This window comes from Brevundimonas fluminis, assembly GCF_003934285.1.
Lineage (GTDB): Bacteria > Pseudomonadota > Alphaproteobacteria > Caulobacterales > Caulobacteraceae > Brevundimonas > Brevundimonas fluminis.
Genome location: NZ_RQWJ01000003.1, coordinates 534218 through 553321 on the forward strand (window position 1 = coordinate 534218; position 19104 = coordinate 553321).

At 70.9% G+C, this 19104-nt stretch carries 17 protein-coding genes; 14 read left to right on the forward strand and 3 right to left on the reverse strand.

The features are described 5' to 3' along the window. The first annotated feature begins 43 nt into the window (after positions 1 to 43). The 3 genes from EFJ44_RS13820 to EFJ44_RS13825 all read left to right on the forward strand — a co-directional run bounded on the left by EFJ44_RS13820 (position 44) and on the right by EFJ44_RS13825 (position 1753). Complete coding sequence (locus EFJ44_RS13820; RefSeq protein ID WP_164511881.1) at positions 44 to 202, forward strand: hypothetical protein; 159 nt, start codon at positions 44 to 46, stop codon at positions 200 to 202. A gap of 43 nt (positions 203 to 245) precedes the next feature. After that, positions 246 to 1529: a phosphoribosylamine--glycine ligase gene (purD, locus tag EFJ44_RS07605; protein WP_125256587.1), complete on the forward strand. Its 1284-nt coding sequence runs from the start codon at positions 246 to 248 to the stop codon at positions 1527 to 1529. Between the two features lie 71 nt (positions 1530 to 1600). Beyond that, positions 1601 to 1753, forward strand: a complete 153-nt coding sequence (locus EFJ44_RS13825; protein WP_164511882.1) for a hypothetical protein — start codon at positions 1601 to 1603, stop codon at positions 1751 to 1753. Here the strand turns inward: EFJ44_RS13825 and EFJ44_RS07610 are convergent. Then, positions 1750 to 4020 carry an ATP-binding protein gene (locus tag EFJ44_RS07610; RefSeq protein WP_241209712.1) on the reverse strand — a complete coding sequence of 757 codons (2271 nt, stop codon included), beginning with the start codon at positions 4018 to 4020 and terminating at the stop codon, positions 1750 to 1752. The genes EFJ44_RS13825 and EFJ44_RS07610 overlap by 4 nt on opposite strands. 156 nt (positions 4021 to 4176) lie before the next feature. Between EFJ44_RS07610 and EFJ44_RS07615 the strand changes: the two genes are divergently transcribed. The 8 genes from EFJ44_RS07615 (at position 4177) to EFJ44_RS07650 (ending at position 13671) form a co-directional block, all read left to right on the forward strand. Then, entirely contained in the window at positions 4177 to 5586 is a 1410-nt protein-coding gene (locus tag EFJ44_RS07615) for a sensor histidine kinase (protein WP_125256588.1), read from the forward strand. A gap of 106 nt (positions 5587 to 5692) precedes the next feature. Further along, entirely contained in the window at positions 5693 to 7123 is a 1431-nt protein-coding gene (gene pstC, locus EFJ44_RS07620; protein ID WP_125256589.1) for a phosphate ABC transporter permease subunit PstC, read from the forward strand. After that, the gene (gene pstA, locus EFJ44_RS07625) at positions 7116 to 8405 is read left to right on the forward strand and encodes a phosphate ABC transporter permease PstA (protein WP_125256590.1); all 1290 of its coding nucleotides are present in this window, start codon (positions 7116 to 7118) and stop codon (positions 8403 to 8405) included. Before pstC ends, pstA begins: the two co-directional genes overlap by 8 nt. Positions 8406 to 8410: 5 nt before the next feature. After that, a complete protein-coding gene (gene pstB, locus EFJ44_RS07630; protein ID WP_241209713.1) occupies positions 8411 to 9358 on the forward strand; it encodes a phosphate ABC transporter ATP-binding protein PstB in 948 nt (315 codons plus the stop codon). An 11-nt stretch (positions 9359 to 9369) separates the two neighbouring features. Beyond that, the gene (gene phoU / locus EFJ44_RS07635) at positions 9370 to 10086 is read left to right on the forward strand and encodes a phosphate signaling complex protein PhoU (RefSeq protein ID WP_125256591.1); all 717 of its coding nucleotides are present in this window, start codon (positions 9370 to 9372) and stop codon (positions 10084 to 10086) included. 32 nt (positions 10087 to 10118) lie between these two features. Further along, positions 10119 to 10808, forward strand: a complete 690-nt coding sequence (gene phoB, locus EFJ44_RS07640; RefSeq protein WP_125256592.1) for a phosphate regulon transcriptional regulator PhoB — start codon at positions 10119 to 10121, stop codon at positions 10806 to 10808. Positions 10809 to 11068: 260 nt separating this feature from the next. Then, positions 11069 to 11827, forward strand: a complete 759-nt coding sequence (locus EFJ44_RS07645; RefSeq protein ID WP_125256593.1) for an SPFH domain-containing protein — start codon at positions 11069 to 11071, stop codon at positions 11825 to 11827. Between the two features lie 11 nt (positions 11828 to 11838). Beyond that, positions 11839 to 13671 (forward strand): gamma-glutamyltransferase family protein, encoded by a 1833-nt coding sequence (locus EFJ44_RS07650; RefSeq protein WP_125256594.1) that lies wholly within the window; start codon positions 11839 to 11841, stop codon positions 13669 to 13671. On the opposite strand, the gene EFJ44_RS07655 is transcribed toward EFJ44_RS07650, so the two are convergent. Continuing rightward, the gene (locus EFJ44_RS07655) at positions 13665 to 14573 is read right to left on the reverse strand and encodes an Hsp33 family molecular chaperone (RefSeq protein ID WP_125256595.1); all 909 of its coding nucleotides are present in this window, start codon (positions 14571 to 14573) and stop codon (positions 13665 to 13667) included. The genes EFJ44_RS07650 and EFJ44_RS07655 overlap by 7 nt on opposite strands. Before the next feature lie 144 nt (positions 14574 to 14717). On the opposite strand from EFJ44_RS07655, the gene EFJ44_RS07660 reads away from it, so the two are divergent. Together EFJ44_RS07660 and serA are read left to right on the forward strand one after the other, a co-directional pair. Next, on the forward strand, positions 14718 to 16019 hold the full coding sequence (locus EFJ44_RS07660; protein WP_125256596.1) for an SDR family oxidoreductase: 1302 nt from the start codon (positions 14718 to 14720) through the stop codon (positions 16017 to 16019). A gap of 38 nt (positions 16020 to 16057) precedes the next feature. Next, positions 16058 to 17944 carry a phosphoglycerate dehydrogenase gene (serA, locus tag EFJ44_RS07665; RefSeq protein WP_125256597.1) on the forward strand — a complete coding sequence of 629 codons (1887 nt, stop codon included), beginning with the start codon at positions 16058 to 16060 and terminating at the stop codon, positions 17942 to 17944. A gap of 63 nt (positions 17945 to 18007) precedes the next feature. Here the strand turns inward: serA and rpsU are convergent, their stop codons facing one another. Beyond that, positions 18008 to 18250, reverse strand: coding sequence for a 30S ribosomal protein S21 (gene rpsU / locus EFJ44_RS07670; RefSeq protein WP_087120183.1), 243 nt, complete (start codon positions 18248 to 18250; stop codon positions 18008 to 18010). Between the two features lie 188 nt (positions 18251 to 18438). Here rpsU and EFJ44_RS07675 point away from each other — a divergent pair, with 188 nt between their 5' ends. Continuing rightward, on the forward strand, positions 18439 to 19104 hold the full coding sequence (locus tag EFJ44_RS07675) for a COQ9 family protein (protein WP_125256598.1): 666 nt from the start codon (positions 18439 to 18441) through the stop codon (positions 19102 to 19104).

Genomic DNA, 19104 nt, shown 5'->3' on the forward strand with positions numbered 1-19104 from the left:
GTAGTCCGCCCGCATCCTGCGGCAAACCGGAACCGGAGACCTCATGGCCGTCCAGCCCCCAGATCTGCCGCCCCGCGAGCTCGATCCGGCGGAGCGCGATCTGGCCAGACGCAGCGGCCAGGCGGCGCTGGCGCCGTGGCTGATCACCGCCGCGGTCGTCCTGCTGGCGGCACTGGCCTTCATCGTCTGGGCGCGGGGCTGACGCGCCTTGACCCCGGGGGCGCCCCGCGTCATTCCCCCGGCGGATGAACATCCTGCTGGTCGGATCGGGCGGGCGCGAGCACGCCCTGGCGTGGAAGATCGCCCAGTCGCCGCTGTGCCGGCGGCTGGTCTGCGCCCCCGGCAACCCGGGCATCGGCAAGCATGCCGAGCTGCGCCCCGAGCTGAAGGCCACCGACGCCGAGGGGCTCGCGGCCCTTGCCCGCGAGATGCAGGCAAATCTGGTCGTCGTCGGGCCGGAGTCGGCGCTGGAGGCCGGCCTCGCCGACCGGCTGGCGGCCGCCGGCATCCCCTGCTTCGGCCCCTCGGCCAAGGCGGCGCGGCTGGAGACGTCCAAGGCGTTCGCCAAGGACTTCATGGAGCGCTGGGACATCCCGACCGCGGGCTTCGGCGTCTATGAGAAGCTCAATGAGGCCCGGGACGCCCTCAAGGTGTTCAAGCCGCCCTACGTCATCAAGGCGGACGGCCTCGCGGCCGGAAAAGGCGTGGCCATCAGTCCGGATCGCAAGGATGCGGAGTCCGAGATCACCCGCATGCTGGGCGGGCGCTTCGGCGCCGCCGGCGCCCGCGTCGTCATCGAGGAGTTCATGGACGGGGAGGAGGGCAGCCTGTTCGCCCTTTGCGACGGCACGCGCGCCGTCCTGTTCGGGGGCGCCCAGGACCACAAGCGCGCCTTCGACGGCGACCTTGGTCCCAACACGGGCGGCATGGGCGCCTATTCCCCGGCGCCGGTCTTCACGCCGGAGCTGGTGGGCGAGGCGGAAAACCGAATCGTCGCGCCCGTGGTCGCCGCCATGGCGCGCGAGGGCGCCCCGTTCCGCGGCGTCCTCTTCTGCGGCCTGATGGCGACCGAGGCAGGTCCGAAGGTGGTGGAGTTCAACGCCCGCTTCGGCGACCCGGAATGCCAGGTGCTGATGATGCGGCTGGCCGGCGACGTGGTGCCCTGGCTGCTGGCCTGCGCGCGCGGCGACCTGTCCCGCATGCCCGCCGCGCCCGAGTTCCGGCCCCAAGCCTGCGTCTGCGTGGTCATGGCGGCGCAGGGCTATCCCGACAGTCCGCTTGAAGGCTCGATCATCCGGGGCGCCGACCGCGACTTCGGCCTGCACGTGCAGGTCTTCCACGCCGGCACGCGCCGCGACGAGAAGGGCGCCCTGGTGGCCTCCGGCGGCCGCGTGCTGAACGTCTGCGCCCTCGGCGACGACGTGGCCCAGGCCAGGGAACGCGCCTATGCCGCAGTCAAGGCCATCGACTGGCCCGGCGGCTTCCACCGTTCCGACATCGCCTGGCGCGCGCTCGAGCCGCGCGACTGATCTCGCGGAACGTGTGAGGAAAGCCGGCGTTTCGCTCCTGCCGACCGAGGATCGGCTGGAGGGTCGAGGACATGAAGGCGATCGTCAGGGATCGGGGCGTGCGGCTGGTCGCCGGGCTGTTCCTTCTGTCGTGCGCGGCGTCCGGCTGGCTGGCGTGGGAGCTGTCGCCCCTCAGCAACGGCACCGATCAGGCCCGCTACGAACGCTTTTTTGAGGCCCGCTAGGCCGCCTTCGCCACGGCGGTGTCCGGCGCGGTCACCAGCGCCAGCAGTTCCGCGGCTTCGAACGGCTTGGCGAGGTGCTTGTCGGCGCCCGCCGCCCGCGCCGCCGCCACGTGCTCGGGCAGGGCGTTGGCCGTCAGCATGACGATGGGGGTCAACGCGCGGCCGGCCTCGCACTCGAACTCGCGGATCGCCCGGGTCGCGGTCAGGCCGTCCATGACCGGCATCTGCATGTCCATCAGCACCAGGTCGTAGGCGCCGGAGCGATAGGCCTCGACCGCCTCGGCGCCGTTCTCGACGCTGGTCAGCTCCACGGCCGCCGCGCCGAGGATGAGCTCGACCACCTTGCGGTTCGTCGGGTGGTCGTCGGCCAGAAGCACGCGGACCGCGGCGCCCGCGGGGAGGGAGGGAGCCTCATCGGCGGCCGGCGCGGCGGGCGCCGAGGCCGCGCGCAGGGGCACGGTCAGCAGGAAGGTGGAGCCTCCGTCCGGTTCGCTCTCGGCGTCGAGACTTCCGCCCATCATCTCCGCCAGTTGGCGACAGATCGACAGACCCAGGCCCGAGCCGCCGTAGCGGCGCGTGATCGCCCCGTCCGCCTGCTCGAACCGGCCGAACAGCCGGTCCCTCTGCTCGGGGCCGAAGCCGATTCCCGTGTCGCTGACGGCGATGCGCAGCGTCGGTGAGCCGTCCACCGCCGGGCCGCATTGCGCCTCCAGCTTGATCAGTCCCGCCTCGGTGAATTTGACCGCGTTGGAGACCAGGTTGCACATGACCTGCTTGAGCCGCACCACGTCGCCGGCGATCCAGTCGGGGCACGTCGGGCAGACGTCCACGATCAGCGCCAGGCCCTTGGCGGCGGCCGAGGCGCGGTACAGGTCCGCCGCCTCGTGCACCGCGGCCTTCAGCGCGAACGGTTCGTCCTCCAGCGACAGCCGTCCGCTTTCGATCCGCGCCAGGTCCAGGATGTCGCCCAGCAGGGTCAGCAGCATGCGGCTGGACGACTGCATCAGGTCCAGCATTTCCCGCTGGTCGGGCTTGAGCTCGGTCCGCCCCAAAGCCTGGGCGAGGCCGATCACGCCGTTCAGCGGCGTGCGGATCTCGTGGCTCATGTTGGCGAGGAAAAGGCTCTTGGCCGCGTTCGCCGCTTCGGCCGCGTCGCGCGCGTCGGCCAGGGCCTTGGCGTCCCGCTTCAGGTCGGTGATGTCGGTGCACAGGGTGACGATGCCGCCGTTGGCGGTCCGTCGGTCGTGGACCCGCAGCCAGCGCCCGTCGTCGCACCTCTGTTCCAGCGTCGCTTCGAGCTGCTGGCGGGCGGCGAGACGTTCCGCACGCCATTCCGCCTCGCGCCCGATCGCGTCGGCATAGATGCCTTCGTCGAGTCCGATCTGCAGGACTTCCTCGAAGCGCATGCCGGGTTTCAGCTGGGCGACCAGCTCGGGATTCACCTCAGCGTAGCGCGCGTTCCACAACACCAGACGGCCATCGGCGTCGTAGAAGCCCATGGCGTCCGGCATGGCCTCCACGGCCTCACGGATCTGGTTCAGCGTCCGGCCGTCGCTCCATCGCGCCACGCCGGTCAGGAAGGCGACCACCAGCACCGGCAGGGCGGCCGCCGTGGCCACCGCCGTCAGCAGGTCGCCCTGATCCATGCCCGTCGCGCCCGCCAGCGCGGGATCCGGCACGACCGTCACCGCGCCCATGGCGATGAAGTGCAGGGCGCAGACCCCGAGCGTCGCGCCGAGCGCCGTCGACAGTCCGTTCTTCCAACCCCCGCGATGCGGCGCAAGCGCCACGGCCGTTCCGGCGATCAGGGCGCTGGCGACGGCGACGCCCGCCAGACCGGAATCCCAGACCGCCGTCCCGGCCATCAGCAGGCCGCTCATGCCGAGGAAGTGCATCGCCGCCACGCCCGAACCGGCCAGGGCGCCCGCCAGACCGCGGCGGATCCGCGGCGCGCCCAGTCCGGCGAAGGCCGTGCCGACGCCGAAGGCCAGCGCGAGGCCAAGGGAGGCCGCCGTCACGGCCAGATCGTATTGCGTCGCCAGACCGGGATCGAACCCCAGCATGGCGGTGAAATGCGTGGTCCAGACCGCCAGCGCGCCCAGGGCGCCGGCTCCGGCGGTCAGCATCGCCCGCCTGCGGCCCTGCGCGGCCCACGCCCGCCGGCCAAGGGCGAAGGCCGTGGCCAGGCCCGTCAGGCACAGGACGCCCGCCGCCACGACCAGCCCCAGGTCGTGCTGCGTCGTCAGACATAGCAGTACGGCGTTCAAGTCGTGTGGGCCCCGCGACGGTTTCGCGTGACCATGAACGGCACAGGTGAACATTCCGTGCGCAAGCCGGCATTGTCACGCGAATGGCGGAAACCCGCGTTAAGCGCCGCGGTCCGTCGCGTTCCCCTCCGGGCGTGGACGCTTTAGAGAACCCCGATGCCCGACGCCTCCAACCCGTCCCCGATCGCGCCGACCGCCTCGTCGCGCCTGTGGACGGCGGGCGCGAGCGGCGGCGTGGCCTCGGCGGTGCTGCTGGGAGTCGCGGCCCTTCACCCCCATCATGCGCCGGTTCTGCTCGGCGGCGCTGCGGCGGTCGCGCTGGCGACCTGGATGGTCAACCGGCCACGTCGCAGGGCCGAAGGCGTTGCGGTTCCGGTCGCCGAGGAGGAACCCGAAACGCCTGCGCCCGCGCCCGACGCGTCGCTGCTCGAGGCCACCTTCGAGTCGCTGACCGACGCCGTTCTGGTCATCAGCGGCGGAGAGCCGGACGACATCGCCGGCCGTCGCGTCGTGCTGGCCAACCGCGCCGCCCGCGATCTGCTGCGCATCCAGCGCGACGGCGCCATCCTGGTCTCCGTCCTGCGCGACCCCGTCGTTCTCGAGGCCGTGGACGAAGCGCTCTTCGGCAGCGTCGAACGCGTGGTGGACTGGACCGGCGTGCGCGATCGTCACTGGGTGGCGCACGCGCGTCCGCTGGCCTGCGGCGAGGGGCGCGCGCTCGCCGTCCTCGTCCTGCGAGACGACACCGACGTGCGGCGCATGGAGCTGATGCGCGTCGATTTTCTGGCCAACGCCAGCCACGAGCTGCGGACGCCGCTGGCCTCCCTGTCGGGCTTCATCGAGACGCTGAAGGGCCACGCCAGAGACGACCCCAAGGCCCGAGACCGCTTCCTGGACATCATGTCGGCGCAGGCCGACCGGATGGGCCGGCTCGTCGCCGACCTTCTGTCGTTGAGCCGCATCGAGCTGAACGAACACATTCCGCCGTCCGGCCGGGTCGATCTGGCCCGCGCGACGACGGACGTCGTCGACGCCCTCAGCGTCCTGACGCACGACAAGGGCGTCGAGGTCCGCGTGTCCGGCGCCGGCTTCGCCGAGGTGCGCGGAGACCGCGACGAGATCGTGCAGGTCATCCAGAATCTCATCGACAACGCCGTGAAATACTCGGCCCGCGGCGGTCGCGTGGACGTCGAGGTGATCGCCGCCCTGTCCGGCGACGAGGCGACGGCCGCGCGCATGTCGGGCTCGTCTCGCCTGCCGCTGCTGACGCCCGACCGCGACGCCTCGGCCCGGTACGCGGCGGTCGTCGTCCGCGACCATGGGCCCGGCATGGAGCGCGAGCATCTTCCGCGCCTCACGGAGCGCTTCTACCGGGTCGAGGGCCAGAAGAGCGGCGGCGACCGGCCGGGCACGGGACTGGGCCTGGCCATCGTCAAACACATCGTCAACCGTCACAGAGGCGGTCTGGCGGTCGAAAGCGTCGTCGATCAAGGCACGATTTTCACGGCGTTTTTCCCGCTTTCGGGCGGCCGTCGCCCGACCGGCGCGCCGGGCTCGACGCTGTAACGGAACTGTCACGCCACAGTCGTAATCCGCTCACCCATCGCAGGCAGTTTCCCGGCCGAACGGTCGAGCCTCCCCGGCGCGCGCCGATTCCCTTTCGCCGGACCTGATGAGCGCGCTCCTTTTCCTCCTGCCGATCGTCCTCGCCGTGGCGGCCTTCGTGGCCGGCCGCGCCGTCGCGCACCGGCGTTTCGACGGCGTGCGGCCGCATTCCCGCCCCTCGCAGCACGCCGCCCTGGCCGCGATCTGGGTCGCCGTGCCCGCCCTCGTCGTGGTTCTGGCCGCCGCCCTCTTCGGCGGTCAGGTCGAGCGCGGCCTGCTGGAGGCGGACCAGCCCGCCGCCGTCGTCGCCCTGGACGACATCCGCCGCGACGCCTTCTACGCCGACGTCCACCGCGTCGCCGGCGGCGAGACCCCGCTCCAGACCTGGGAGGCGCCGCTCAGCGCCGATCTGCAGTCCCAGGCCGTGCGCGCCGGGCAACTGGACTCCATCCGCCTGGTCGGCGCCCTGGCGGCAGCCCTTCTGGCCGCCGCGATCGGAGGTCTGTTCGCCTTCTCCCGCATCCGCCCGGACCTGCGCGCCCGCAACCGGGTCGAGGGCTGGGTGGTCGGGGTGCTTCTGGCCTGCGCCGCCGTCGCCGTCCTGACGACGGTCGGAATCGTCGCCTCCCTGCTGATCGACGCCACGCGGTTCTTCGAGCGGGTACCGGTGCAGGAGTTCCTGCTGGGCACGCAGTGGTCGCCGCAGACCGCCATCCGCGCCGATCAGGTCGGGTCCACCGGCGCCTTCGGGGCCCTGCCGCTGTTCGCCGGCACCTTCCTGATCATGCTGATCGCCATGGCCGTGGCCGCGCCGGTCGGCCTGATGTCGGCCATCTACCTGTCCGAGTACGCTGGCCCGACGACCCGCGCGATCGTCAAGCCGGTGCTTGAGATCCTCGCCGGCGTGCCCACCGTCGTCTACGGCTTCTTCGCCGCCCTGACGGTCGGTCCCGCCTTCCGCGCCTTCTTCAACGGCATCGGGGCCCAGCTTATCGGCGGTCCGCTGGACGGCCTCGGCCAGTACCTGATGCTGGTTCAGAACCAGATGGCCCTCGTGGCCGGGGGCGTCATGGGAATCATGCTGATCCCGTTCGTCAGCTCGCTGTCCGACGACATCATCAACGCCGTGCCCCAGTCGCTGCGCGACGGCTCCTACGCCATGGGCGCGACGAAGTCGGAAACGGTCGGACGGGTGCTGATGCCCGCGGCCCTGCCGGGCGTCGCCGGCGCCCTGCTGCTGGCCGTGTCGCGCGCCGTGGGCGAGACGATGATCGTCACGATGGCCGCCGGTCTCGCCGCCCGCCTGACCCTGAATCCCCTGGACACGGTCACCACCGTCACCGTGCAGATCGTCACCCTGCTGACGGGCGACCAGGAGTTCGACAGCGCCAAGACCCTGTCCGCCTTCGGTCTGGGCCTGACCCTGTTCCTCGCCACCCTGGTGCTCAACATCGTCGCCCAGCGCATCGTCCAGACCTACCGGCAGCAGTATGACTGACGCGCTCGCCCCCACCACCGCGGACCGCGCCGCGCGCCTGCAGAAGGGTCTGCGCCGCCGCTATGCGCGCGAGAGGCGGTTCCAGCTGTACGGTCTGCTGGCCATCGGCGTGGCCGTCGGCTTCCTCGTTCTGCTGCTGGGCCGCATCTGGACCCAGGGCAACACCGCTTTCTGGGCGCACGAGGCGGCGATCCCGGTCTACATGGACCCCGCCCGCATCGACCCGGCCTATCCGCAAGGAACCAACTTCCCGCAGATGGTGGCCGAGCAGCAGCTGGCGCGTCTGGGCGTGACCGACGACGCGGCCGGCCGCGCCTCCACCGAAATGCGCCAGATCTTTTCGTCCGAGCTGAAGTTCGTGGCCGGCGACATGATCAAGGCGGACCCGTCGCTGATCGGCAGGACCGTGACGGTCACGGCCCCTCTGTCGGACGACGCCGACCTGTTCTTCAAGGGTGAAATCGGGCGCGACACGCCCGAGGAGCAGCGCCGCGTCACCGACCGCCAGATCGGCTGGCTGGACCGGCTGCAGGACGACGGCTTTGTGAAGCGGACCTTCAACGGCCGCATGTTCACCTCCGGCGACTCGACCGAGCCGGAGCTGGCCGGCGTGCTGGGCGCCGTCGTGGGCTCGGCCCTGATGCTGCTGGTGACGGCCCTGCTCGCCATCCCGATCGGCGTCGCCGCGGCCATCTGGCTGGAGGAGTTCGCGCCCCGCAATCGTCTCAGCGCCTTCATCGAGGTCAACATCAACAACCTCGCGGCCGTGCCCTCGATCGTCTACGGCCTGCTGGGGCTGGCCCTGTTCATCAACTGGATGCAACTGCCGCGGTCCTCGCCGCTGGTCGGCGGTCTGGTGCTGGCCCTCATGGCCCTGCCGACCATCATCATCGCCACGCGGTCGTCGCTGAAGGCCGTGCCGCCCTCGATCCGTGAGGCCGCGCTGGCCCTCGGCGCCTCGAAGACCCAGACCGTGTTCCAGCACGTCCTGCCGCTGGCCCTGCCGGGCGTCATGACCGGCGCCATCATCTCCATGGCCCATGCCCTCGGCGAGACCGCGCCCCTGCTGTTGATCGGCATGGTCAGCTTCGTGCCCGGCGTCGCCACCTCGGTGGCCGAGCCGACCGGCGCCCTGCCGTCCCTCATCTACATCTGGGAGAACGCGTCCGAACGCGCCTTCCATGAACGCACCGCCGCCGCGATCATGGTTCTCCTCGCCCTCATGATCGTCATGAACGCCGCCGCGATCGTTCTGCGGCGCCGTTTCGAACGTCGGTGGTAAGTCCAATGAAGTTCAACATCTTCCGTTCGCACGACGACCGGGGCTCGGGCGATCCGACCCAGACGCCGCGCATGGGCGGCCACGTCCTGCCCGCCGCGCGGTCTGACGGGCCCGACGGCCCTACCGCCGACGCCGTGGAGCCGACCGACGCCACGGCCGGCCCGGCCCTCCAGCCCCGCCCGGCGGAACCGCTGGGCCCGATCAAGATCCGCGCGCGCGACGTCTCGGTCCACTACGGCGACAAGCAGGCGCTGCACGACGTCTCCGTCGACATCCCGGACAAGACCGTGACCGCCTTCATCGGCCCGTCGGGCTGCGGCAAGTCGACCTTCCTGCGCTGTCTCAACCGCATGAACGACACCATTCCGTCGGCGCGCGTCACGGGCCGCATCGAGATGGACGGTCAGGACGTCAACTCGAAGTCGGTCGACCCCGTGCTGCTGCGCGCCCAGGTCGGCATGGTGTTCCAGAAGCCGAACCCCTTCCCCAAGTCGATCTACGAGAACGTCGCCTACGGCCCGCGCATCCACGGCCTGACGACGTCGAAGGCCGACCTGGACGGCGTGGTCGAGAAGTCGCTGCGTCGCGCCGGCCTGTGGGACGAGGTCGCCGACCGTCTGCACTCGCCCGGCACCGGCCTGTCGGGCGGTCAGCAGCAGCGGCTGGTCATCGCCCGCGCCATCGCGGTCGAGCCCGAGGTCATCCTGATGGACGAGCCGTGCTCGGCCCTGGATCCCATCGCCACCGCCAAGATCGAGGAACTGATCGACGAACTGCGCGAGCAGTACTGCATCGTCATCGTCACCCACTCCATGGCCCAGGCCGCCCGCGTGTCGCAGCGCACGGCCTTCTTCCACATGGGCCGCCTCGTCGAGACGGGGAACACGGAGGAAATCTTCACAAACCCGCGCGAGCGGCGCACGCTCGATTACATAACCGGCCGCTTCGGCTGAGATCACCTCGAATGAACCAGCACACCGTAAAGTCCTATGGAGACGAGCTGAACCAGCTCACGGCCGAGGTCGCCCGCATGGGCGGCCTGGCCGAAGCCCAGGTCGCCGACGCCGTCGAATCCGTCGCCCGCCGCGACGTCGCCCTGGCCCGTGCGGTGGTGGAGCGCGACCAGAAGCTGGACGCCCTGCACCACGACATCGAGAAGAAGGCCATCCGCCTCATCGCCCTGCGCCAGCCCGTGGCGTCGGACCTGCGCAAGACCCTGTCGGCCATGAAGCTGGCGGTGGATCTGGAGCGCACCGGCGACCTGGCCCGCAACATCGCCAAGCGCGCCCTGATCCTGGCAGAGGGCGAGCCCATGGTGCCGCTGACGCGCTCGATCGAGCGTATGGGCAAGCTGGTCTCCGGCCGCCTCCGCGACGTCATGGACGCCTACACCGGCGGAGAGCTGGACCGCGCGGTCTCGGTCTGGAGCACCGACGACGAGGTGGACGAGCACTACAACAGCCTGTTCCGCGAGCTGCTGACCTACATGATGGGCGATCCGCGCACGATATCGGCCGGCACCCACCTGCTGTTCATGGCCAAGAACCTCGAACGGATCGGCGACCACGCCACCAACATCGCCGAGACCATCCACTACGAGATCACCGGCGGCGACATGTACGGCGAGCGGCCGCGCCTCAGCGCCCTGCCGTCCGAGCCCGACTTCAAGGCCGACTCCTGATCCGCGCCTGACCGAACAGCCTGGAGACCGACGTGCAGCCCTACGTTCTGGTGATGGAAGACGAGGACGCCCTCGCCACCCTGCTTCAGTACAATCTCGAGAAGGAAGGCTATCGCGTGGTCGTCGCCGGCGACGGCGAGGAGGGGCTGGTCCAGATCGACGAGCGCCTGCCCGACCTCGTCCTGCTGGACTGGATGCTGCCCAAGGTGTCGGGCATCGAGGTCTGCCGCCGCATCCGGGGCAAGGCCGAGACGCGCAACCTGCCGATCATCATGCTGACCGCTCGGGGAGAGGAAACCGATCGCGTCCGTGGGCTCGACACCGGCGCCGACGACTATCTGACCAAGCCCTTCTCGATGACGGAGCTGATCGCCCGCATCCGCGCCGTGCTGCGCCGCATCCGTCCGGGTCTGGCCGACGACCGCATCAACCACGGCGACATCGTCATCGACCGGGTCGCGCACCGGGTGCGCCGCGCGGGGTCGGAGGTCCATCTGGGCCCGACGGAGTTCCGCCTGCTGGATCACTTCATGCAGCACCCCGGCCGCGTCTTCAGCCGCGAGCAGCTGCTGGACGCCGTCTGGGGGTCCGACGTCTACGTCGAGGCCCGAACCGTCGACGTCCACGTCGGCCGCCTGCGGAAGGCCCTCAACGTCGAAGGGACCGCCAACCCCATCCGCACCGTGCGCTCCGCCGGCTATTCGCTGGATCTGGGCGGCTGAGCCGGCGTCGCCGCCCAACGGCCGCGACTTGCAATCGAGCGCCCATCCCCTAGCGTGACGACGGGGTTCGACTCCCCATCGACGGTCGTCGAGGCGCGACGCTCGGTTTTCGGGCGCGGTCAGCCACAACGCCGGCCGTCTCCTGTTTGGTCACGACAGTGGTCCCGACGCCGGCCGCAAGGCAGCCATGGTCAGGCTCTGCGGGTCTCGTGCCCCCGCCTGTCCGTCGCGGCGTCGGGGCCCGGTCCGGAGGAGGGTGCATGACGGTGCAGTACCTGGTCCTGGCGGCTCTGGCGGCCCTGTTCGCGTGGATCGGCTGGACCGCGGCCTTCAAGACCGTGCGCGTCAGCCCTTGGGAGCGGGCGGCCGTGTTCCTTGACGGCGGCTTCCAGCGGATGCTCGCGCCCGGCCGGCATCACGTCCTCCGCGGAGGTCGGTCGATGTACGTCCAGCGCGTGTCGATGACGGCCCAGTTCATGTCGGTCGGGCCCGTGGAGGCCGTCACGGCCGAGGGCTTCCCCATCCGCCTTTCGGCCATCGTCCTCTGGCGCATCGTGGATGCCGAGCGGTCGCTGGCGTTCCCCGCCTACCAGGTCGTTCAGGCGGCGGTGGCGCAGGCTCTCATGCGGTTCGCCGCCCGCCATCAGCTGGAGGCCCTTCTGGCTCGTGAAGAGACCCTCGACGGCAGTCTGCTGGAAGAGGTCAAGGCTCCCGCCGATCAGGTCGCCGTCGATCAGGTGGCGCTCGGCGCGGTCGTCATGCCGCCCGAGCTCCGCCGCTCCGTCACCGAAGTGGAACGCGCCCGTCTGGAAGGACAGGCCGCTCTGGAACGCGCGCGCGGCGAGCAGGCGGCCCTCCGGGCGCTGGCGAACGCGGCGCGCATGCTCAAGGACAACCCGGACCTGATGCGCCTCCGACTGCTTCAGGCCTTGAGCGCCGGAAAGGGCACGACGCTGGTGCTGGGCGAAGGCGCCCTGAACGGTGAAGCCGCCGGTCCGGCGGCCCCCAAACGTCGCTGACGGAGATTTCCATGCGCCGCCGCACCTTCCTGTCGAACCTGCCCGCCGGCGCCGTGCTGGCCGGCGCTTCCGTCGCCGCGACGGCGGGCTCCGCACGGACCTCGGCCGCCCCATCGCAGACCGCCCCTTCCGCCTATCCCTATCGCGGCGTCGGCATGGGCGACCGGATCATGGGGGCGCCGTTCGCGGGGCGCTCGACCGTGTGGGGAACGCGCGGGGCCGTGGCGACGGCGCATCCGACGGCGACCCTGATCGGGCTCGACACGCTGCGGCGCGGCGGCTCGGCCATCGACGCGGCGATCGCGGTCAATGCGGCGCTGGGCTTTCTGGAGCCCGTCGCCAACGGCATCGGCGGCGACGCCTTCTGTCTGATGTGGGACCCGAAGCAGAGGAAGGTGCTGGGCTTCAACGGCTCGGGCGCCAGCCCGCGGGGCCTGTCGCTGGAGGCGGCGCGCGGCAAGGCAAACGCGCGAGGATACCTGCCGTCCTACGGCGCCGTCACGGTCAACGTGCCGGGCACGGTCGACGCGTGGTGGCAGGCGCACCAGCGCCACGGCAAGCTGCCGTGGAAGGACGTGCTGATGCCCGTCGTCGAGCTGTGCGAGCGCGGCGAGGTCATGCCCCAGCTGATCGCCTTCTACCTGGAGCGGAACATGGCCGGCTTCGACCGGTCGGCCGCGATCATAGAGGACAACGACAATCGCAAGCGGGTCTACGCCCCCGACGGCCGGACGCCACGGGTGGGCGAGGTCTTCGCCAATCCCGACCTGGCCCGCACCTACCGCCTGATCGCCGACGGCGGGCGCGACGCCTTCTACGAAGGGCCGATCGCCGAGGCCATCGAGGGCTATTTCCGGCGCATCGGCGGCTGGATGACCCGCGCCGACCTGGCCGCGCACCGGACGGAGTGGGTCGAGCCGCTGTCGTCCAGCTATCGCGGGGTCGACGTCTGGCAGCTGGGGCCCAACACCCAGGGCCTGTCGACCCTGCAGATCCTCAACGTCTGCGAGCGGTTCGATCTGAAGGGGCTGGGCTTCCAGTCCGCCGCCGCCATCCACGTCCAGGCCGAGGCCAAGCGGCTGGCCTTCGAGGACCGCGCTCGCTGGTTCGCCGACGAGCGCTTCTCGAAGACGCCTGTCGAGCGGCTGATCTCCAGGGACTACGCCGCCGAACGCGCCGCCCTGATCCGCATGGACCGGGTCATGGACCGCGTCCTGCCCGGCGACGCGCCGACGCAGGGCGACACCACCTATTTCAGCGTCGCCGACGCCGACGGCATGATGGTCAGCTGGATCCAGTCCAACTATCGCGGCATGGGCTCGGGCCTGGTGCCCGACGACGGAAACGGCGGCACCCTGGGCTTCATGTTCCAGGACCGCGGCGAACTGTTCGCCCTGATCGACGGCCACCCCAATGTCTACGCCCCGGGCAAGCGGCCCTTCCACACCATCATCCCCGGCTTCGCCACGAAGGACGGGGAGCCCTGGATGGCCTTCGGCGTCATGGGCGGCGGCATGCAGCCCCAGGGCCAGGCCCAGATCGTGATCAACATGGTCGACTACGGCCTCGACCCGCAGGAGGCGGGCGACGCCCCGCGCTGGCAGCACGAGGGGTCGTCCGAACCGACGGGAGAGCCCGCCGTGGGCACGGGCGTGTTGCATCTCGAAACAGGCGTTCCGGAAGCCACGAAGGAACGGCTGCGCGCCATGGGCTGGACCCTGGGCGGACCCAACGGCGGCTTTGGCGGCTATCAGAACGTGGTGCGCCAGGTGAACGAGCGCGGCCCGTGGACCTACGGCGCGGCGTCAGAAATGCGCAAGGACGGTCTGGCGCTGGCCTACTGAGCGGGCGCCGCCTCCGGCTCCAGCTCGTAGTTCCGGCCGCAGTACTCGCACTTCACGTGGATCCTGCCGTCGGGCTCGACCATCTCGGCGCGGTCCTCGGCGCTGAAGCTGGCCATCATGGCCTCGATCCGCTCGGCCGAGCACCGGCATTGCGCCACCAGCGGCCTTGCGCCCTCCAGCCGCACGCCGTCCTCGTGGAACAGGCGGTACAGCAGGGTCTCCGGCGTCACCGTCGGATCCAGCAGCTCGTCGTCGGCCAGGGTCGCGAACAGGGCGCGGCTCCGCTCCCACACGTCGGCGGTGTCGCCGCGCGCCTGATCGGCCGCGATGACCTGGATCAGGGCGCCGCCCGCCCGCCACCGCGGTCCGTCGCCGGCGTCGACCGAGCCGATGGCCAGCCGCACCTTGGTCGGCACCTGCTCGGACTGCTCGAAGAAATGCTCGGCGCACAGGCTCAGGCTCTCGCCCTCGATCGGCGTGATGCCCTGCGTGCGCTCGAAGTCGGGGCCGCGGTCCAGCGTCATGATCAGCACGCCCTTGCCCAGCAGGCTCTGCGCGCCCGGCCGGGAAAAGCCTCGTGACGCCGCCGCCACCTCGTCCGGATCGAACCGGCAGAAGCCGCGCAGCGTGCCGTCGGTGCCGTAGTCCGCCACCAGATACCGCACGGGCCCGTCGCCCTGCGCCTGCACCAGCAGCCGGCCGTCGAACTTCAGGCTGGACCCCACCAGCGCGGCCAGCACGCACGCCTCGCCCAGCAGGGCTGCCACGGGCTCCGGATAGTCGTGCGCCGACAGCACCTCGTCGATCGCCGCGCCCAGACGCACGATCCGACCGCGCACCGGCCAGCCCTCGATCTGGAAGGCGGCGGCCAGGTCGTCGGTGATCGGGGCGGCGTCGGTCAAGTCGGTCTCCGGAACGGGGCAACGCGAAAGGCGCCAGATAGGCGCACCCTTGGCCCTTTCCAAGGCCGGGTGCTACGGCCAAGCTGGGAACCCTGCGATGCGGCGACCCGTTGATTTGTCGTCCCCGAACACCCGGAGCGCCGAATGGCCCGAAAGCCCGCCTTCAAGCCCCTTGGCCAGCAGTCGATCGTCATCACCGGCGCCACGTCCGGCATCGGCCTGGCGACGGCGCGCAAGGCGGCGGCGGCGGGCGCGCGGGTGTTTCTGATCGCGCGCGGCGAAAAGGACCTGGCCCGTCTGTGCGAGGAGCTTCAGGCCAAAGGCGCCCGCGTCGCCTTCGCCGTCGCCGACGTGGCCGACGAAGGCGCCCTGCGCGAGGCCGCGGACAAGGCCGCGCGCCTGTTCGGCGGCTTCGACACCTGGGTGAACAACGCCGGCGTCTCGATCTTCGGCGCCATCCGCGAGACGACGCTCCAGGACCAGCGCAAGCTGTTCGAAACCAACTACTGGGGCGTGGTCAACGGATCGCTGATCGCCGCCGAGCACCTGCGCGAGCGGCCCTACGGCGGCGCGATCGTCAACGTCGGCTCGACGCTGTCCGACGCGCCCCTGCCGGTGCAGGGGGTCTACTCGGCCTCCAAACATGCGGTGAAGGGTTTCACCAACGCCTTCCGCATGGAGCTTCTGCGCGAGGACGCCAAGGTCGCGGTCAGCCTGGTCAAGCCGGCCGCCGTCGACACGCCCTACAACAAGCATGCCCGCAACATCACCGGCCACGCCGTGCACAACCCCCAGCCGGTCTATGCGACGCCGGTGGTCGCCGACGCCATCCTGTGGTGCGCCACCCATCCGGTGCGCGAGATCACCGTGGGCGGAGGAGGGCGGCTGATCGCCTCGCTCTACGCCGCCTTCCCCGGCGTGGCGGAACCTCTGCTGGCCCGGTTCGCTCCCATGCTGATGCGGGACAAGCGGGGCGAGTATCACCCGTACGAGGACGGCCTCTGGGATCCCGCGGACGACGGTCTGGAGGAAGAAGTGCATTATCCCATGGTCAGGAATTTCAGCGCCCTCGCGGAAATCCGCAAACACCCGGGCGTCACCGCCGGCGTGGTGGCGGTCCTGGCGGGCATCGGTCTGGCGACCCTGCTCCTGAACCAGCGCAGCGGCCCGACCCGGTATGAGCGCCTCCGCGAGAGCGTGCGCCCGTCGCGTCTCTGGTCGCGCCTCCGCGCCGGCGACCGGCTGCGTGACGTCCGCGATCACGCCGAGGGCGGCTGGGACCGCGTCGGGGCGTTCACCGAGCGCATGATCGGCCGCGACTCCCGTCACCGCGCCGCCGCCTACGCCCGCGACCATGCGCAGGAGGGCGCCGGGGCCGCCGCCATCGCCGCCATCGCCGCCGCCGTCGGCGCCGCCGCCCTGAAGCATTTCCAGGAACGCCGCTAAGCCTTGCTGCAACTGCGAAGGTCGGTCAGGGTCGGCCCATGGCCGCCCCGACCCTGATCTTCGACTTCGATTCCACCCTGGTGGATTTCGAAACGCTTGAGGCGTTGGCCGAGCTGTCCCTGGCCGACGCGCCGGACGCCGCCGACCGGCGCGCCCGGGTGGCCGAACTGACGGACAGGGCCATGGCCGGCGAAATCGACTTCGCCGGGGCGCTCGCACAGCGGCTGGAGCTGCTCCCCGTCACGCGTGATCACGTCCAGGCCCTCGCCGCCCGGGCCTCTTCCCGTCTCGCCCCCTCGGTCGCCCGCAATCTCGAAACGCTCCGTCGCCACGCCGACCGGCTGGTGATCGTGTCCGGCGGCTTCCGCGAGGTGATCGCCCCCGTCGCCGACCTGCTGGGCGTTCCCGCCGACCGCTTGCTGGCCAACGACCTGACTTACGACGACGCCGGCCGGGTCGCCGGCGTCCAGCCCAATCCGATCCTCGCGCCGCAGGGCAAGGCCGCCGCGATCCGCGCCCTGAACCTGACCGGCCCCGTCGTCATGATCGGCGACGGCTGGACCGACGCCGAGGTCAAGCTGGCCGGCGCCGCCGACCGCTTCATCGCCTTCACCGAGATCGTGCGCCGCGACCGCGTCGTGGCCGCCGCCGACATGGAGGCGGCGACGCTCGACGAAGTCCTGCACGCCGAGGGCCTCGCCGGTCGCTGGTCCTACCCGCGCAGCCGCATCCGCATCCTGCTGCTGGAGAACGTCCACCCCGCCGCCGTGCAGCGGTTCGAGGCCGCCGGCTACACGGTCGAGACCGTGAAGGGGGCGCTGGACGAGGACGATCTGATCGCGCGGCTCAAGGGCGTGCACGTGCTCGGCGTGCGGTCCAAGACCGAGGTCAGCGCCCGCGTGCTGGAGGCCGCCGACCGCCTGATGGCCGTGGCCGCCTTCTGCATCGGCACCAACCAGATCGATCTGCAGGCCGCCGCCGACCGCGGCGTCGCCGTCTTCAACGCCCCGCACTCCAACACCCGCTCGGTGGTCGAGCTGGCCGTCGGCCTGATCGTCAGCCTGATGCGCGGCGTGTCGGACAAGTCGGCCGCCATGCACCGCGGCCAGTGGATCAAGTCCGCCGCGGGCGCCCGCGAGATCCGCGGCAAGACGCTGGGCCTGATCGGCTACGGCGCCATCGGCAGCCAGCTGTCGGTGCTGGCCGAGGCGCTGGGCATGCGCGTGGTCTTCCACGACCTGACCGAGCGGCTGGCGCTGGGCAATGCGCGCCGCCTGCCCTCGCTGGAGGCGGTGCTGGCCGAGGCCGACGTGGTCAGCCTGCACGTCGACGGCCGCGCCTCGAACACGAACCTGATCGGCGCGCGCGAACTGGCGGCGATGAAGCCCGGCGCGCTGCTGCTGAACCTGTCGCGCGGCCACGTCGTCGACGTCAGCGCCCTGGCCCAGGCGATCGGCGCGGGCCGCATCGGCGGGGCCGCGCTCGACGTCTTTCCCGAGGAACCCCGCACGAACGACGATCCCTTCGACAGCCCGCTCATGGGTCTGCGCAACGTCATCCTGACGCCGCACGTCGGCGGTTCGACCGAGGAGGCGCAGGAGGCGATCGGAGAGTTCGCGGCGGAGCGCCTGCTGGGCTACCTCAACCGGGGCGACACCACGTTCAGCGTCAACCTGCCCAACGTGCAGCTGTCCGACGTGGCCGAGGCGCACCGCCTCCTGCACATCCACCGCAACCAGCCGGGCGTCCTCGCCGAGCTGAACGGCGCCCTGGCCTCGGCCGGCCTCAACGTTCTGGGCCAGCACCTGAAGACGGACGAGCGCACCGGCTACGTCATCGTCGACGTCGACCGCGACTACGATCCCAAGGCCCTGGACGCCTTGAAGGCGATCCCGGGCACGCTGCGCTTCCGCACGCTCTACTGAGCAAAGAAAAACCGCCCCGGCTTCCCGGGGCGGCTCTTCAAACTCGAACTGCCGATCAGGAGATCAGCGGCCGCCGGGCACGCGCGGCTTGGGCGCGGGCAGCAGGCCTTCGCGCTGGGCACGCTTGCGGGCCAGCTTGCGGGCGCGGCGAACGGCCTCGGCCTTCTGGCGGGCGCGCTTCTCCGAGGGCTTCTCGTAGTGCACGTGGCGCTTCATCTCGCGGAAGCTGCCTTCGCGCTGCATCTTCTTCTTCAGGGCCTTCAGCGCCTGATCGACGTTGTTGTCGCGGACGAAAATCTGAACCAGGTGAAACTCTCCTTTGGCCGCCCGCCGCGTCCTGTGAGGGAGACGGGCAGACAAAACGAAATCGTTCTCCGCCGGACAGGGTCCGCGGATGAAGGCGGGCTGATACACGAGCGGGCAGGGCGTGTCCAGATCGTCGCGGCCGCTTCTGCGGGCTCGCGCGACGCTTTTTCCGGGCCTATTCTGGCGCGATGACGACCACGGGCGAACCCGCCGACGACTGGGCCTCCATCACGGAGCGGAAGGTGCTGGACGCCGCTCTCGACCGCGCGCCGACCATGGGCTGGAACGCCCGAATGGTCGCTTCGGCGTGCAAGGCCTGCGGCCTGTCCGACGGCGACCGCGAGCTGCTTCTGCCCAACGGCCCCCGCGATCTCGCCGCCCTGCTGTGGCGCCGCAACGACGATGCGGCCTTCGAATCGCTGGCCGGCGTCGATCCGACCACGCTGAAGATCCGCGAGCGCATCTCCCGCGCCGTCTCCGCCCGGCTGGAGGCGGCGGCCGCGGGCGCTGAGGCGGAGAAGCGCGTGGCCGGCTTCATGGCCCTGCCGACCAACGCCGACCTCGCCCTGACCCTGACCTGGGCCACCGCCGACCGCATCTGGCGTTGGGCGGGCGATGTGGCGACCGACTGGAACCACCAGTCCAAGCGCACCATCCTGTCGGGCATTCTGATCCCGGCCATGACCCTGCGCCTGTTCGACGGCAAGGACGCGGCGGACGCCTTCGTCGCCGCCCGCATCGAGAACGTCATGGCCTTCGAGAAGTGGAAGGCGGGCAAGGACTTCTATTCTCCCCTGCGCGCCGCCACGGACTTCCTCGCCCGCCTGCGCTACGGTCCCCGCGACGCCGCCTGA

Excerpts from the sequence above, each read along its gene's own strand:
- EFJ44_RS07615 (WP_125256588.1), top strand. The coding sequence starts at position 4,177 with ATGCCCGACGCCTCCAACCCGTCCCCGATCGCGCCGACCGCCTCGTCG.
- pstC (WP_125256589.1), top strand. The coding sequence starts at position 5,693 with ATGAGCGCGCTCCTTTTCCTCCTGCCGATCGTCCTCGCCGTGGCGGCC.
- EFJ44_RS07675 (WP_125256598.1), top strand. The coding sequence starts at position 18,439 with ATGACGACCACGGGCGAACCCGCCGACGACTGGGCCTCCATCACGGAG.
- EFJ44_RS07650 (WP_125256594.1), top strand. The coding sequence starts at position 11,839 with ATGCGCCGCCGCACCTTCCTGTCGAACCTGCCCGCCGGCGCCGTGCTG.
- phoU (WP_125256591.1), top strand. The coding sequence starts at position 9,370 with ATGAACCAGCACACCGTAAAGTCCTATGGAGACGAGCTGAACCAGCTC.
- EFJ44_RS07645 (WP_125256593.1), top strand. The coding sequence starts at position 11,069 with ATGACGGTGCAGTACCTGGTCCTGGCGGCTCTGGCGGCCCTGTTCGCG.
- EFJ44_RS13825 (WP_164511882.1), top strand. The coding sequence starts at position 1,601 with ATGAAGGCGATCGTCAGGGATCGGGGCGTGCGGCTGGTCGCCGGGCTG.
- pstA (WP_125256590.1), top strand. The coding sequence starts at position 7,116 with ATGACTGACGCGCTCGCCCCCACCACCGCGGACCGCGCCGCGCGCCTG.
- purD (WP_125256587.1), top strand. The coding sequence starts at position 246 with ATGAACATCCTGCTGGTCGGATCGGGCGGGCGCGAGCACGCCCTGGCG.
- serA (WP_125256597.1), top strand. The coding sequence starts at position 16,058 with ATGGCCGCCCCGACCCTGATCTTCGACTTCGATTCCACCCTGGTGGAT.
- EFJ44_RS07660 (WP_125256596.1), top strand. The coding sequence starts at position 14,718 with ATGGCCCGAAAGCCCGCCTTCAAGCCCCTTGGCCAGCAGTCGATCGTC.
- EFJ44_RS13820 (WP_164511881.1), top strand. The coding sequence starts at position 44 with ATGGCCGTCCAGCCCCCAGATCTGCCGCCCCGCGAGCTCGATCCGGCG.
- pstB (WP_241209713.1), top strand. The coding sequence starts at position 8,411 with ATGAAGTTCAACATCTTCCGTTCGCACGACGACCGGGGCTCGGGCGAT.